We start from the raw sequence: 14,691 nt of genomic DNA, 5'->3' as shown, positions 1-14,691 counted from the left end.
ATGCGGTGAACTATGCAGTCCTCTTTGAGGCAATGCACCAGTCGACCGCCTGTGTTGATAACAAACATTTATTATAGAACATTGGCATCCATATGGAAAGCAGTCCAAGTGTCCAAGGAGGATTTTAGTGGTGAATCTGACCCCTGATGAATATGTAAATCAATTATTTCAAGAGGATGATCTTTTGTTGAAAGTGAAAGAGGCCATCCGTTCGAACGGCATGCCGGAAGTTTCCGTTGCGGCGGCGTATGGGCGTTTGCTCACGTTTCTATCCAAGACATCCAAAGCGGAAGCTGCGCTCGAAATCGGCGTGCTGGGCGGTTACAGTGGGATCTGCATTGCACGTGGGTTGAGTGAAGCTGGAACCCTGACGTCGCTGGAACTGAAAGAGGAATATGCTGCAATGGCGCGTGGTCATCTGGAAGAAGGCGGTTTTGGTGAAAAGGTCGAGTATCGGATTGGCCCGGCGGCAGACAGCCTGGAGCAATTGGAACAGGAAGGTCGCACATTCGATTTCTTCTTTATTGACGCTGACAAAGAAAATTATCCGGTATATCTCGACTATGCCATTAAGCTGGCTCGGCCAGGTGCGGTCATTGTGGGTGATAACTGTTTCCTGCGTGGTCGTACGCTGAATCCGGACAAGCAGGGTCCAGCCGTGCTTGCTGTTCGTCGCTTCAATGAACAGATGGCAAGTGACCCGCGTCTGGTAACGACCATGTTGCCGGACTACGATGGGCTCGTACTTGCTTGGGTGAAGTGAAAAATTCCTAACGATAAAACTCCGATGGAACACGATCTCGCGCTCTTATGCTTGTGAGGGTGATCGTGTTTTCTGTACGGAGTTTTTTTAGTGTGAAAAATATTGATCGTTGAGAATGAGTTTTTATTGAGGTTTTATCTAAAAATGAATTGATTTTTTATCGAAGAAGGTATCATAACTAACTTTCAGGTAATTTTATGGTAATATTGTATATAAGAAGTTATAAATTTCTATATATGGAGGTGTTGAATTGAGACCTTTATTCATTTTTCTTTCTTTGCTTCTGATCTCGGGTTTCGTATTTCATTTTCTTAACGTATACACGCCATTTTTAATACTGCCAGTTTATATTGTACTTGTTGCGATACTAGTTATTTTGATTTTTTATCTTTTTAGGTATTATTTTACTAAATAAGAAGGAATTTGAAATTAATCAGAGAATTAATAAAAGGATTGATTATAATACTAAGGAGGGAATTTTTTATGAAGAAACAATTCACTGCGCTTTTAATGTCATTTTCACTTTTAGTAGGAGGGGCTGTTACAGTCTCAGCAGATTCATTAGTAGGAAAAGAAAATTTAAAAAACATTGAAGAAGCTCGGGCCTATATAACTAAGAGTAGTTCTGAAATAGCGAATGAGTTGAAGAACTTAAAAATTTCTAATGAGAATGTAACTCTGATTGAAATTCAAGACGTTATTGAGAGTTATTATGAGAACAATCCCGCACCTTTAGAATGGGCTAATAATGACTCGATTTCTCTAGAAGATGTATTTCCTGATGAATCACAAAAGAATCAGTTAAATAAAGAGGGAACATTCAGTTTAAATGAGTTTATTTCTCAACAAAAAGAAAACGAGGAAGTTTTAAGTTTCTCAACAGAAACTACAAAAACTGATGTGTATGTTGATAAATCAGGAATTTTTATTTTACATTCTGAAATTGACCCTAATAGTGCCATTAGAGCAGCTGCGTGGAGTTACACCGCTAACGAAAGGACGACCGGTTCAGCTTATAATGCTTTAGGTCTAAAAATGTTTGATCTTTGGGCATCGGGAAGCTTTAGATATGATGGATCAAAGGTAGAGGTTGCTACTAAAGATGGTGGTTACGAACGTAAATTCTGGGGATCGACATTGGAGTTAACTGATAGAGGGATGGGACTTTCAAGAGCAGTGGATCTTGAAGGGTATAAATATGCGGAAGTGTATAGTAGACTCAGAACAGAATCGACTCTTGGCTTTAGATGGTTTGGGCTTACACTTACTGATACTACTGTAGAGGTTAAAATTGGTAGTACAGTTAATGGTAATGTGTATACTGGAGGTGGCTCCATTTAAAAATAGAAGTGTACATGGATTAATAGCCCACCGCGATGTGGAAAAGTAATACACAAAGTCTGAAAACACACAAAGAAAGAGACGACACACCTTGAATGTAAGGGGAGTATCGTCTCTTATTTTTGTCCAGATTTATAAAGGATGAGTGCTTCTCATACTTCCGGTGTTCCGTACGTTTCGAACCATTTTTTGATGGTGTCAAAATCATCACTGAAGGATAATCCCAGCATCAATAATACACGAGCTTGTTGTGGACTCAGATTGTCGCCGGCAATAATACCTTTGCCGCCGCCATATACACTTCCTGAACCCGTCCGAGTGGTAGTTACGAAGATTACACCTTCTTCAATGGCTTTGGTACGGGCTTGTCCCATAGCTCTGGAGATACCGCCAGCTCCTGTACCGGAGGTTACGATGCCTTGCGCACCGTTGCTGACGAACCCTTCGATGGCTCCGCCTCCAGCTTCTTGATACGAGATAGCAATTTCTACTTTAGCGAGGTCTGCCTTTGTGATTTTACTCAGATCGAATACGGGCTTCGCTGTGCCTTCAGGTTTCAAGGCGCGTGCAGGAGCGCGGTAAATTCGAATGTTTTCTTCATCAATATATCCTACGGCACCGAGCATCGGTGTTTCAAACGTATCTGTCCGATAATCATTTGTTTTGCTTACACCGCGTGCGAGCTGAATGGTGTCATTCAGCATCAGTACAGTTCCGAATGAAGTGGTACGACCACTACCTGCAAGTTTGATTGCGTTATAAAGGTTGGCTTGAGCGTCAGAGCCGATGACAGTCCATGGACGCATGGAACCTGTGATTACGACCGGTTTGTCACTCTGAACCGTCATGTCGAGGAAATAGGCAATTTCCTCCATGGTATCTGTACCTGTGGTAACAACAACACTGTCATATAGTGCAAGAGCTTTGTCCACCGTTTGCGATAAGTCATAGAGATCAGCCATGCTATAGGATCCCGAGCCTGAATTTCCGAATTGGAGTGTGCTAACATCTGCAATCTTCTGCTTATCCGGTAAGGCGTCTACCATCTCTCCAATGGGAAGCGTACCTGCCTTGTAGTTCTGGAAGCTGGTCGCATCCTCGGATTGACCGGCAATCGTTCCACCGGTTCCGATCACCAATACATTGGGGAGCGCAGATTGCTTGGAGGAGTCCGGTACGGCAGGGATAGAGGTATTGCGAGCTGGAGTAGTCGGTGTTGTCTGGACAGTACCTGTTGTGCCTTTCACCTCTACCGTAGCTGCGTGAGCAGCATAGGTTCCGATGGGGGACAACGAGATCGTTAATGCTGTTAAAGCTGCGGTACTCCATACGGCCCAGGGACGAAGATTGGATGTTTTACTCATGAATTGCACTCTCCTTCAAGTAAGTGTGATGTTAAGTTTGTTAAGAAGAATAGGTATACCATTTCAAAATGATTGTATTTCATGTTAAATAATATGACAACAATAGATATTGGTAGAGTAATCGGTTACATTTATAGATAACGGGAGAAAAATGATTGTTTATAAGGAATAATGGAAGAATATTCACTCTGATAGAGCGAGAGGACTTGATAGATTTAATAATTTTAGATATTAAACAGCTGGTTATATGTTAGTTAATATTACATACTGAGGCTTTTTCCTGATAAACGAAGCTTTTAAAAAAGGAATGTTGAATACAGATTTAAGCTGGGGGATACCAATGATCAGAAGGTTATTCTGTCATCGGAGTACCAAGAGTAAATATCCTTTAGTTCTATTTACATATAGCACGAGAGGAAGTTGGTAGCGCTTAGTAGGTAATGGGTCTCAATTACGTTCCATAGATTGGTTTCGTTATGAAGTTATGTTTATAATAGGGGTGAACAACATATGTAAATAAATATATAATATTGATTGGAGGAGAAACGATGAAACAGGCACCCAGAAAGTATGCAAATTACATTCCGATTCGGGAACTGGAGACTTTGGAACAGCGGCTGTCTCCCTTCCAGGTGTACGCAGAGCTTCGTGACAACACTCCAGTCCGATATGATGAGCATCGAGAATGCTGGGATGTTTTCGGTTATGAAGATGTGAAGTACGTATTGAAAAACCCGAAACTGTTCTCTTCTGCACGTGATCGTGCCAATACGAGCATGTTGACGACAGACCCGCCCAAGCACAAACAGCTGCGTGATCTGGTGAATCAGGCGTTTACACCCAAGGCAATTGAAGCATTGGCTCCGCGTATTCAGGAAATCACAGATGAGTTAATTGCTCCACACCTGTCAGAAGGACATATGGAACTTGTTGATGACCTTGCCATGCCATTGCCTGTCATTGTAATTGCTGAACTGATCGGAGTCCCTGCAACGGATCGCCAAAAGTTCAAGGACTGGTCTGATGTATTGGTGAAGGGTGCGCGTGATGATAGTGAGCAGGCTTTTCAGGAGTTGTTGGAGGAGAAAAAAAGAAATATACAGGAACTGCATATCTATTTCACTGGCATCATGGAAGAGCGTCGGTTGCAGCCACAGGATGATCTGATTTCGTTACTGCTTGCTGCGGAGATTGATGGTCAGAAGTTGACTGCAGAGGAAGTGGTAGGCTTCTGTATTCTCTTGTTAGCTGCAGGGAATGAAACAACAACCAACCTGATTACCAATGCGATACGTATACTGTCTGAACAACCCGAGCTGCAACAGGAGCTACGCGAACATCCTGAACGGATTACTTCTGCGGTGGAAGAGACACTGCGATATTATCCGCCAATTGTTGCTATTGGGCGGGTCGCCAAGGAAACTGTAGAGTTGAATGGTCAGACGTTTCAAGCTGGAGAACAGGTGATTTCCTGGGTTGGATCAGCCAATCGGGACGGTGTCCAATTCGAGCGTCCGGAAGATTTCATAGCTGATCGCAAGCCGAACAGACATATGGGATTTGGATTTGGCATTCATTTTTGTTTGGGTGCACCACTCGCTCGTCTAGAGGCAAGGGTAGTTCTGCATACGTTGCTTCAGCACATGGAGTGTATTCAGCTTGTGCCGGGAACGGTCCTGCAGCCGATACAAAGTGCTTTTGTATTTGGTGTGAAACATTATCCGATACAATTCAATACATGATTGATACATGAATGACGAAAGCCGCTTCCAGGCCATTAGGCGCTGTAGGCGGCTTTTTCTGTAGAACGTTGATATGGATTGGTTGATATATGGACGGGAAATCAGGATTCCCGGGGCAATGCCGGTTTGTTGTACAATTTGAATCTGACCCAAACCATATTGAGCAGTAGCAGTCCACCAGAGACGATAAAGAGACCTTCAATTCCGATGAATCCTGCCATAAAGCCTCCGATGACCGCCCCAAGCATGTTGCCCAGCGCCAAAGTACTCGTATTAAAACTGAATGCACGGCTAATCATGCTATCTGATGTGTAGGAACGGATCAAGGCGTTAACGCTTGGAAGCAGGCCACCCATAAATACACCCATCATGAAACGGACAAGAATGAGCTGCCACACCGTCTGAACAAATGCCTGCGGAATAAGCATGAGTCCTGTTCCGATGAGTGAGAAGGTAAGGACTTTGTGTGGGCCGATCCGGTCACTCAGCTTCCCGAGAATCGGAGACATCGCCATATTGGATAGTCCCGTAACTGCACCGACAAGACCTGCCCAGAAGGCCACATTTACATCCGAAGCATGCAATTTTTGTACATACAGCGGCAAGAGTGACATGGGGCTTATCATCGCAAATTGCAACAGGAACGTCACAGCAAACAGTGCAGGCAGTTGGGGTGACTTGTTCAACTCCTTCAGACCGGACAATACGGATTGTGCCGGCAGTTTGGCTGCTTCTTTGCGGTCGAATTTCTCTCTCACCAGGAACATGGCGAGCATGGAAGCGACGAAGATCAGTCCACCTGTAATGTAGAAAATGGGGCGGAAGCCTACCGCATCGGCTAGCAGACCACCAATGAGCGGACCCAGAATCGTGCCGGCAACCTGCCCGGACTGACTGATTCCCATGGCAAAACCCATTCGGTCCTTCGGAGTGGTACCTGATATCAGCGCAACGGCTGCAGGATTGAAACCGGAAATTGTACCATTAAGCAAACGCAATAAGAGAAGCTGCCAGGGATTCTGTGCCAGACCCATAAGGGCGATCACGATGGCCATTCCGAATCCCGAGCGCAGCAACATAACTTTGCGGCCATACTTGTCAGATAATTTGCCCCAGAGCGGTTGGAACAAAAATGAGGTGAGGAAATTGGCTGCAAATATAAATCCGGCCCAAATGCCAATTTCATGTTCGCCAACAACGCCTAGATCTCTTGCGAGATACAGGGACAAAAATGGGGTAATCATGGTCATGCCCGAATTGACCAAAAATTGTCCGAACCAAAGCACAATGAGGTTTACTTTCCACGTTTTCAAAGTGCTTTCACTTCCTTTCATAGATATTTCTGTAATTCTCAAAAAAACACCATTCTTTCATTATAACATAATTGGCATATGGAGGAGGGGTGTAAGGAATGTCATAGTATTGTCACGTAGAACGCATCTGCATGTGGTTGTTACGGCTGTTTAAAAAGGGCATAATGGTAATTATGAGTCCAAAAACTATTGGAGGCTTCTTACATGAGCTATAATGATCGACTGATTCGGGCAAGTTTCAAGCAACAGGTCGACCGTGTTCCGGTATGGTACATGCGTCAGGCTGGACGTTACGATCCTGAATATCGCAAGATTAAAGAAAAGTACTCCTTGCTAGAAATCTGCCAACAACCCGAGCTGGCGGCTGAAGTTACACTCATGCCCGTACGCAAGCTTGGTGTAGATGCGGCTATTTTGTATTCCGATATTATGAATCCGGTTGCCTCACTGGGCATTGATTTTGACATTGTAAAAAATATTGGTCCCGTTATCGATAATCCTATTCGGTCCGCTGCAGATGTGGATCGTTTGCGTCCCATTGACGTAGAAGGAGATCTGTCACATATTCTGGAGACCATTCGAATTCTGGATAAGGAGCTTGACGTGCCTCTGATTACGTTTGCGGGCGCACCTTTCACAATTGCGAGCTATCTGATCGAAGGACAACCTTCGAAAGGTTACATCCGCACCAAAACGATGATGTACAGCGAGCCTGAAGTGTGGCACAAGCTGATGCAGAAGCTTGGTGATATGGTAATTACATATATCCGTGCGCATATTGCGAATGGCGGTAAGGCATTCCAGTTGTTTGACAGCTGGGTTGGAGCACTTTCTCCCAAAGACTTCAGAACATATGTGTTGCCTACGATTACCCGTATCTTTACCGAATTATCGGATTTGAATGTACCGAAAATCTATTTCCCTGGAGTCGCTTCGGGCGAATTGTTGCCAACGCTGCATAATCTGCAAGCCAATGTGATTGGATTGGACTGGAGAGTATCGATTGCGGAAGGTCGCCAACGACTTGGCGGTAAATTTGCAGTCCAGGGTAATTTGGACCCTTATGTGCTGACAGCACCGATGGAACTGATCAAGGAACAAGCCAAAGTGATTATCGACGAAGGAATCAAGGAGCCGGGGTATATTTTCAACCTGGGTCACGGACTATTTCCTGAAGCATCTCTTGATAAGCTCAGAGAACTGACCGCATATATTCATGAATATTCTGCGGAAGCATTGAAGACTGGGGTGACGATAACTAATGACTAAAACTGTAGGTGTACTGGTGATGTCATATGGCACACCAGAAAATATGGAAAGTGTTGAAGCGTATTACACACATATCCGCAGAGGGCGTCCGCCTGAACCGGAGCAATTGAAGGAACTGACGGATCGATATGAAGCCATTGTTGGCGGTGTGTTTCCACTTCGGGAGAACACGGACAACCAGGTTAAGGCTCTTCAGGAGACGTTAAACCGCGATGAGCGTGGGAGTGACGTGGAATTCCGTTGTTATCAAGGACTGAAGCACGCCTATCCGTTTATTGAGGATGGCGTGGAACAGATGGCGAAGGATGGGATTCAGACGGCAATTGGTATTGTGCTGGCTCCGCATTTCTCAACGATGAGTGTAGGCAGTTATATCAAGCGGGCGCGGGAAAAAGCAGAAGAACTGGGCGTTCAGATGTCCTTTATCGAGAGCTATCATCTACATCCGAAGTTAATTCAGGCCTTGTCCACGCGTGTCAGTGCCAAGTTGGATGCGTTCGAGGAAGCCGGAGCTAAACGCGGAGATGTGAAAGTGTTGTTTAGTGCCCACAGCTTGCCAGCACGTATTGTGGAGATGGGTGATCCATACCCGCAACAATTGCTGGAGACTTCGGAAGTGATTGCCTCACGTGTAGGCATTACCAATTGGCAATTTACTTGGCAAAGTGCCGGAAGAACAGCTGAACCATGGCTTGGACCAGATATCCTCGATACGTTACAGGAACTTTCCCGTGAGCAAGTAGAGGATGTACTTGTGGCACCAATCGGGTTCGTTTCGGATCATCTCGAAGTTCTCTATGACCTCGATATCGAGGCCAAATCGATTGCCAAAGAGATCGATATGCGCCTGATGCGTATTGACTCTCTCAATAGCGATCCTCTATATATGGAGACGTTAAGCGACGTTATTATAAGCCAATGGCAGCAAGGGTCGGATGAGTAATGGATGACAAGAAACGCCGCGTTGTTGTTGTCGGCGGTGGCCTCACCGGCCTCAGCGCGGCATTTTATCTCCGCAAGCATTACCGGGAAGCAGGAGTTGAACCTGTGATTACCTTGGTCGAGAAAAGCTCGTCCATGGGAGGCATGATTGAGACGCTGCACCGGGATGGATTTGTGATTGAAAAAGGGCCCGATTCTTTCCTGGCTCGCAAAACAGCAATGATTGACCTGGCCAAAGAATTGGAGATCGATCATGAGCTGGTAAGCCAGAATCCCGAATCAAAGAAAACGTATATCATGCAGCGTGGCAAGCTTCATCCCATGCCAGCAGGACTTGTTCTCGGTATTCCGACAGAACTAAGACCATTTCTGAGAAGTGGTCTGGTCTCTCCGGCCGGCAAACTGCGGGCGTTGATGGACTTTGTCATCCCACCGCGTCGTACAACAGAGGATGAATCGCTTGGTTATATGATTGAGCGACGTCTTGGAGCAGAAGTGCTGGAGAACTTGACGGAACCGCTGCTCGCGGGAATCTATGCGGGTGATATGCGGCGATTGAGCCTCCAAGCTACCTTCCCGCAGTTCGGAGAAGTTGAGCGCGATTACGGCAGCTTGATCCGGGGCATGATGACTGGCCGTAAACCGGCCGAGACGCATACCGGAACAAAACGAAGTGCCTTTTTGAATTTCCGTCAGGGACTTCAAAGTCTTGTTCATGCCCTCGTCCATGAGTTGCAGGATGTGGATCAACGCCTGAACACCGCGGTGAAGTCGCTGCAACGTCTTGATGGGGCGCAGACCAGATACCGTGTTGAACTGGGGAATGGCGAGACTCTTGATGCCGATGATGTAGTGGTTACCGTGCCGACGTATGTCGCGTCGGAGCTGCTGAAGCCACACGTGGATACAGCGGCTCTGGACGCAATTAACTACGTGTCTGTAGCTAATGTGGTGCTCGCTTTTGAGAAAAAAGAGGTGGAGCATGTATTCGATGGGTCAGGTTTCCTCGTTCCGCGAAAAGAGGGCCGGAATATTACGGCTTGCACGTGGACATCGACGAAATGGCTGCATACCAGCCCAGACGATAAAGTCTTGCTCCGTTGTTATGTTGGTCGCTCTGGTGACGAACAAAACGTAGAGCTTCCAGATGAAGCGCTGACCGATCTGGTTCTCAAGGATCTGAGGGAGACCATGGGCATCGAAGCGGTACCGATCTTCTCCGAGATTACAAGGCTTCGCAAATCAATGCCACAGTATCCCGTGGGACACCTCCAACATATTGCCGCTCTTCGTGAGGAGTTAGGCAGTAAATTACCGGGTGTGTACATTGCAGGTGCAGGGTATGAGGGCGTAGGCTTGCCTGATTGCATCAGACAAGCGAAGGAAATGTCTGTCCAGGCTACAAAAGAGTTTGCGGTAGAATAAGTGCAGCAAGAGAGCTGTCTCAAACGTAGAATTATCTACAGGAGAGACAGCTTTTTTTGCATGAAGATCTGAAAGTTAACCGAGTTCATATCCTTCCAATCGATACAGTTCCAAGGAATGATGGAAATCCAGAATATGCCTGATATAATGGTATGTATGGCTGTGAAGAAGAAGAGGAGTTGCTTATGTATCCCCCAAGATCAGAGCGAAGTGTACAGAAGAAAAAAGGTAAACGTACCCGCAATACAGTCATCTGGACAGTTAATATTGTATTGATCATGGCAATTGGTCTAGTCGGCATTTTTTATGTCATCCATTCACGTCAGCAACAGGCAGACCAGCCGGTGCAACAAGAAATTGTCGACCAGGATCAGCCTTCCATTGGAGAAGATGCCAAAGGCGGCGATCAATTAAGTACATCGGACATGGACTCCGATGAGACTTCGGAAGAAGAAACCGGAGCTGCGGATGAAGAGACAACAGAGGATGCAGAAAAAACATCCGGAATAGCGACACCTGACACTTCAGGCAACACCAATAGTGGGAAGACGGAGTCCGGAACGAAAAACCCTGCGGCGGCTTCAACACCATCCAGTACCAAGGGAAATGCAGGTGTGGATAAGGAATCTGAGACGTCGAAACCCTCCAATTCAGCGGAGGATGTTACGATTAACTTTGTTGGCGATATTCAATTCTCGGGCAAAGTTGCTGAACTGTTGGATAGGAACGGTTATGATTATCCCTTTGCCAAGCTCGGCAGATTATTCAAGGACGATGATCTTACCATCGGTAACCTGGAGACACCCATAACTCTGGGGGGGACTGGTGCAGCTGACAAAACATATGTATATAAATCTTCGCCCAAAGCATTGGCGGCAATGGCCTCTGCTGGTTTTGATGCTGTGAATTTGGCTAACAATCATATCCTGGATCAAGGTGTAGAGGGCTTGGTGGATACGCTAACCTATCTCAAGGAGTATGGCATAGCCCACACCGGGGCTGGCATGAACAGAGATGAGGCCTATGCACCAGCTTATCTGGAACGCAAAGGCATGAAGATCGCATTGCTTGGGTTCTCCCGAGTTGTACCGGAAACAAGTTGGAAGGCTGAGGGTAATCGGGCTGGCGTGGCTGAAGCCTATGATTCCACAGGAGCAGTCAAAGCGATCGAGGAGGCCCGTAAGAAGGCGGATCTGGTCATTGTGGTTGCACACTGGGGAGAGGAACGGGTAAGTACTCCGAATAGTGACCAGACCCGATTGGCTCATGAGTTTGTAGATGCTGGTGCTGATCTGGTCATAGGTGGACATCCCCATGTGCTACAAGGGTTGGAGTACTACAAAGGGAAGTGGATTGCATACAGTACGGGGAATTTTATTTTCTCCAGATCCACAACTGAAGAAACGTGGAAAACGGCTGTGTTTCAGGCACGCTGTAGTCGCGAAGCTACTTGCAGCATGAAAGTCATCCCTTATGAGGCGGGCCTTGGTCAGGCCATCCCGATGATTGATGAGGCGAACAAACTTCTGCTGCAGCAGATGGCACAGCTATCCCCAGGCATTCGATATGATGCGAATGGAGTGGCTTCGCCAAATTGAGAACCATTGTTGAGGAGGACATCAAATGAACAACCTTTGTGTAGCGCACCGTGGATTTTCTTCCATTGCACCAGAGAATACGATGGCTGCATTCTTGATGGCTATGGAACGGCCTGAAGTTCAGTGGATGGAGCTGGATGTGCAGTTATCACGTGATGGTGTACCAGTGATCATTCATGATTTTACAGTGGATCGCACGACGAATGGCAAGGGCCTGGTTCGGGAAACCGATTGGGCTGATCTGCAACGACTGGATGCCGGAGCATGGAAAAATAAGTCTTACAAAGGCGAACGGATTCCGGCTCTAAGTGAATTGTTAGATCGCTCGTGCGGCAAAGTGCGTTTGAACATCGAATTGAAAACGCAGGGAGATATGTACCCTGGTTTACCGGCAGCGGTGATATATGAAGTAAGAAAACGACATATGCAGAATGATGTAGTGATCACTTCATTTGAACCAGCCGCTCTGATTGAAGTGAAAAAACTTGCACCGGAGATTCAGACGGGGCTAATTATTGATGCGCGACCGGGTGATCTGTTAACCGCACTGCGGCAAATGAATTGTACGTTCCTCTCGATTGGATATACCAATGTAGACAAATCCTTAATGAACGAGATGCGGAGTGCAGGCATTCGTGTGATGGCTTGGACAGTGGATGACAAGACCATTATGAAGAGACTGGCGGCTGTAGATCCAGAGCTCATGTTGTGTACAAACCGGCCTGACGTATGGGAACATGCATTTCAGGAGACGAGCAGCCGATTCTTCAGACCGTAACTTTCATATATGTACTAATGAATCCAATAAAGGTGGTTATATACCCATGTTGACTAACATTCGCAATGTATACTGTGTAGGACGCAATTATAAACTTCACGCGGAAGAATTGGGCAACGCGGTTCCAGATGAGCCGATGATTTTTATGAAACCTTCTCACGCAGTCGTACCCCTGAATGGTGCCACACTTGAATTGCCTGCTACCAAGGGTGAAGTTCACTATGAAGCTGAACTGGTGGTGCAAATCGGCCGGAGTTATGAGCCAGGTATGGCGGTAGATGAGCTGGTGGATGCATATGCATTTGGTATTGATTTTACGTTACGTGATGTTCAGACCGTGATTAAGAAAAAGGGCCACCCTTGGACAGCGGCAAAGGGGTTCAAAAATTCCGCTCCGGTTACTGCATTTCAGGCATTTCCAGGTTCGGCAGCATTGCTCGAGAAAGACTTTACATTGACCAAAAATGGTGAGGAAGTCCAGCGTGGCAATATTCGTAACATGATCTTCAGTTTACAGGATATTGTGGATTATGTAGGTCACCATTACGGCCTTGGGTCGGGCGATGTCATTTTTACAGGAACACCCGAAGGTGTTGGACCAACACAAGTAGGAGATGTGCTCGAACTGGTATGGGACGGCGAATCCTTGGGTGCATGCACGATTGGAGCAGCACAATAAGGATTACACATTACACCTGTTTGAGATGGATAGGGTACAAGAAAGGAGCGTGCACACGCTCCTTTTTGCCGTGCGATCATGGAGATCTTCCAATCTCTATCGTACGGATATGACGCTAATTACGCTAAGTTGTATACTGTATTCGTACTCTGTCTGACCAACTCTTCCAGTTCAGCTTGTTGTGCAGCATGTTGCTCCGAGCTGATACTTCCATTTGCGAGTCGCTCATCCAACTGTTCCTTGAGCTGCCTAACCTGTATAGCAATGACCTCATTCAAGTTCCCGTTACTTTCTTCCGTAATCGTCCTCAGTGATTTGCCGCTATACAATTCCTCGTACAGATCCGCTTCTGAGGGCTGATTCAGAGCGCTTAGCAGCTCGTCGCCGCTTCTCTCACGAGTATCCAAGTCAACGATGGACCATTTAGCAGTAGGTATAGGAGAGATGGCAGATTGGCCCCATGCTGTTTCGGAGAAGGACATAGTGACAATCATTGTGCCTATAATAATGACTCTTTTCATGTTCATATGGATAATCCTCATTTCTGTAGTTGAGTACGAACTGAATCGTAGCTTGTCGTTGATGTTTCGATCTGAGAATAGTGTAAACGGGAAACCTGAATTGAAACTTAAAACAGGATAAGTAATTTCAAATCAGCGGGGAATAAAGGTGAACGTAGAATTAGCAATACAATTCACACTTGACAGGTTGGGTTAGTTGGTTATATGATGATCTCAATCATTTTAATACTCATTAAATGAACAGTGAAATAAATTAAACTGAAAACGGAACTGAGCTGATTGGACCACCAAAGGCTCCCGGGACTACTCCACTATGGAATGTCCACGGGGGCCTTTTTTCGTGTGCTGTTGAGGTTTCAGACGAACAAGGAGGATATGGAATGAGCGATGGAGATTGGGAAGCATTGGAGCGGACGGATTGGTTATTTCGCAAAATGGTCAGACGATTCGTCAAAGAGCGGGATCGCATCTCTGTAGAAGGCATTAGCCTGCCGGGTATGCTTATCCTGCACAAAATCATTCGCGAGGGAGAACAGCGGCTTGGAGATCTGGCAGAACAATTGGACTTCACATCAGGTGCCATTACAGCTCTAACCGATAAGCTGGAGAAAAAGGGACTCACCGTCCGCAGGCGAAAGGAAGACGATCGCCGGACGGTTTTACTGGACATCACATCCAGCGGGCGGGAGATGTATGCGAGAAACAGCAACATCGGTGTCCGATGTATCACGCTTCTGTTTGAGGGTTTTACGACGGAGGAACTGAAGCAACTAAGTCAATTCTATGAGCGAGTGGTATTGAATCTGGAGGGGTTCTCGGACATGGTGCTGGAATTGGCGGAGAACAACGGGATACAGGAACATGATCAGTCCTCTACAAGTGACCTTGAGCAGAAGCAGCGGGACAATACCGGGAAGGGTAACTATCTCAGTTATTGAGGTTGAATCAAGTAGCGA

General features: G+C 46.2%; 13 protein-coding genes. 10 read left to right on the top strand and 3 right to left on the bottom strand.

Going from position 1 to position 14,691, the window contains the following annotated elements; translation table 11 throughout:
* The first annotated feature begins 130 nt into the window (after positions 1-130).
* Both AC4G47_RS20530 and AC4G47_RS20525 read left to right on the top strand, forming a co-directional pair.
* A complete protein-coding gene (locus AC4G47_RS20530; protein ID WP_491102385.1) occupies positions 131-763 on the top strand; it encodes an O-methyltransferase in 633 nt (210 codons plus the stop codon).
* 483 nt (positions 764-1,246) lie between these two features.
* On the top strand, positions 1,247-2,104 hold the full coding sequence (locus tag AC4G47_RS20525; RefSeq protein WP_491102383.1) for a hypothetical protein: 858 nt from the start codon (positions 1,247-1,249) through the stop codon (positions 2,102-2,104).
* Between the two features lie 152 nt (positions 2,105-2,256).
* On the opposite strand, the gene AC4G47_RS20520 is transcribed toward AC4G47_RS20525, so the two are convergent.
* The gene (locus AC4G47_RS20520; protein WP_491102381.1) at positions 2,257-3,468 is read right to left on the bottom strand and encodes an asparaginase; all 1,212 of its coding nucleotides are present in this window, start codon (positions 3,466-3,468) and stop codon (positions 2,257-2,259) included.
* A gap of 548 nt (positions 3,469-4,016) precedes the next feature.
* Here AC4G47_RS20520 and AC4G47_RS20515 point away from each other — a divergent pair.
* Positions 4,017-5,210: a cytochrome P450 gene (locus tag AC4G47_RS20515; protein WP_491102379.1), complete on the top strand. Its 1,194-nt coding sequence runs from the start codon at positions 4,017-4,019 to the stop codon at positions 5,208-5,210.
* Positions 5,211-5,311: 101 nt separating this feature from the next.
* Here AC4G47_RS20515 and AC4G47_RS20510 read toward each other — a convergent pair whose 3' ends face one another.
* Positions 5,312-6,544 (bottom strand): MFS transporter, encoded by a 1,233-nt coding sequence (locus tag AC4G47_RS20510; protein WP_491106754.1) that lies wholly within the window; start codon positions 6,542-6,544, stop codon positions 5,312-5,314.
* A 183-nt stretch (positions 6,545-6,727) separates the two neighbouring features.
* Between AC4G47_RS20510 and hemE the strand changes: the two genes are divergently transcribed.
* The 6 genes from hemE to AC4G47_RS20480 all read left to right on the top strand — a co-directional run bounded on the left by hemE (position 6,728) and on the right by AC4G47_RS20480 (position 13,214).
* Positions 6,728-7,792: a uroporphyrinogen decarboxylase gene (hemE, locus tag AC4G47_RS20505; RefSeq protein WP_491102378.1), complete on the top strand. Its 1,065-nt coding sequence runs from the start codon at positions 6,728-6,730 to the stop codon at positions 7,790-7,792.
* The gene (gene hemH, locus AC4G47_RS20500; RefSeq protein ID WP_491102377.1) at positions 7,785-8,735 is read left to right on the top strand and encodes a ferrochelatase; all 951 of its coding nucleotides are present in this window, start codon (positions 7,785-7,787) and stop codon (positions 8,733-8,735) included. The genes hemE and hemH overlap by 8 nt, the downstream gene beginning before the upstream one ends.
* On the top strand, positions 8,735-10,159 hold the full coding sequence (gene hemY, locus AC4G47_RS20495; RefSeq protein ID WP_491102375.1) for a protoporphyrinogen oxidase: 1,425 nt from the start codon (positions 8,735-8,737) through the stop codon (positions 10,157-10,159). Before hemH ends, hemY begins: the two co-directional genes overlap by 1 nt.
* 185 nt (positions 10,160-10,344) lie before the next feature.
* Positions 10,345-11,757, top strand: coding sequence for a CapA family protein (locus tag AC4G47_RS20490; protein ID WP_491102373.1), 1,413 nt, complete (start codon positions 10,345-10,347; stop codon positions 11,755-11,757).
* A 25-nt stretch (positions 11,758-11,782) separates the two neighbouring features.
* Positions 11,783-12,535 carry a glycerophosphodiester phosphodiesterase gene (locus AC4G47_RS20485; RefSeq protein WP_458126218.1) on the top strand — a complete coding sequence of 251 codons (753 nt, stop codon included), beginning with the start codon at positions 11,783-11,785 and terminating at the stop codon, positions 12,533-12,535.
* Between the two features lie 46 nt (positions 12,536-12,581).
* Positions 12,582-13,214 (top strand): fumarylacetoacetate hydrolase family protein, encoded by a 633-nt coding sequence (locus AC4G47_RS20480; protein ID WP_491102372.1) that lies wholly within the window; start codon positions 12,582-12,584, stop codon positions 13,212-13,214.
* Positions 13,215-13,333: 119 nt separating this feature from the next.
* On the opposite strand, the gene AC4G47_RS20475 is transcribed toward AC4G47_RS20480, so the two are convergent.
* On the bottom strand, positions 13,334-13,741 hold the full coding sequence (locus tag AC4G47_RS20475) for a hypothetical protein (RefSeq protein ID WP_491102370.1): 408 nt from the start codon (positions 13,739-13,741) through the stop codon (positions 13,334-13,336).
* 374 nt (positions 13,742-14,115) lie between these two features.
* Between AC4G47_RS20475 and AC4G47_RS20470 the strand changes: the two genes are divergently transcribed.
* The gene (locus tag AC4G47_RS20470) at positions 14,116-14,673 is read left to right on the top strand and encodes a MarR family winged helix-turn-helix transcriptional regulator (protein WP_458126221.1); all 558 of its coding nucleotides are present in this window, start codon (positions 14,116-14,118) and stop codon (positions 14,671-14,673) included.
* Positions 14,674-14,691: the final 18 nt, after the last annotated feature.

The organism is Paenibacillus sp. Negev47 (assembly GCF_058313655.1).
Note: the sequence above shows the minus strand (reverse complement) of the source record. Positions and strands in the feature narration are given on the sequence as shown.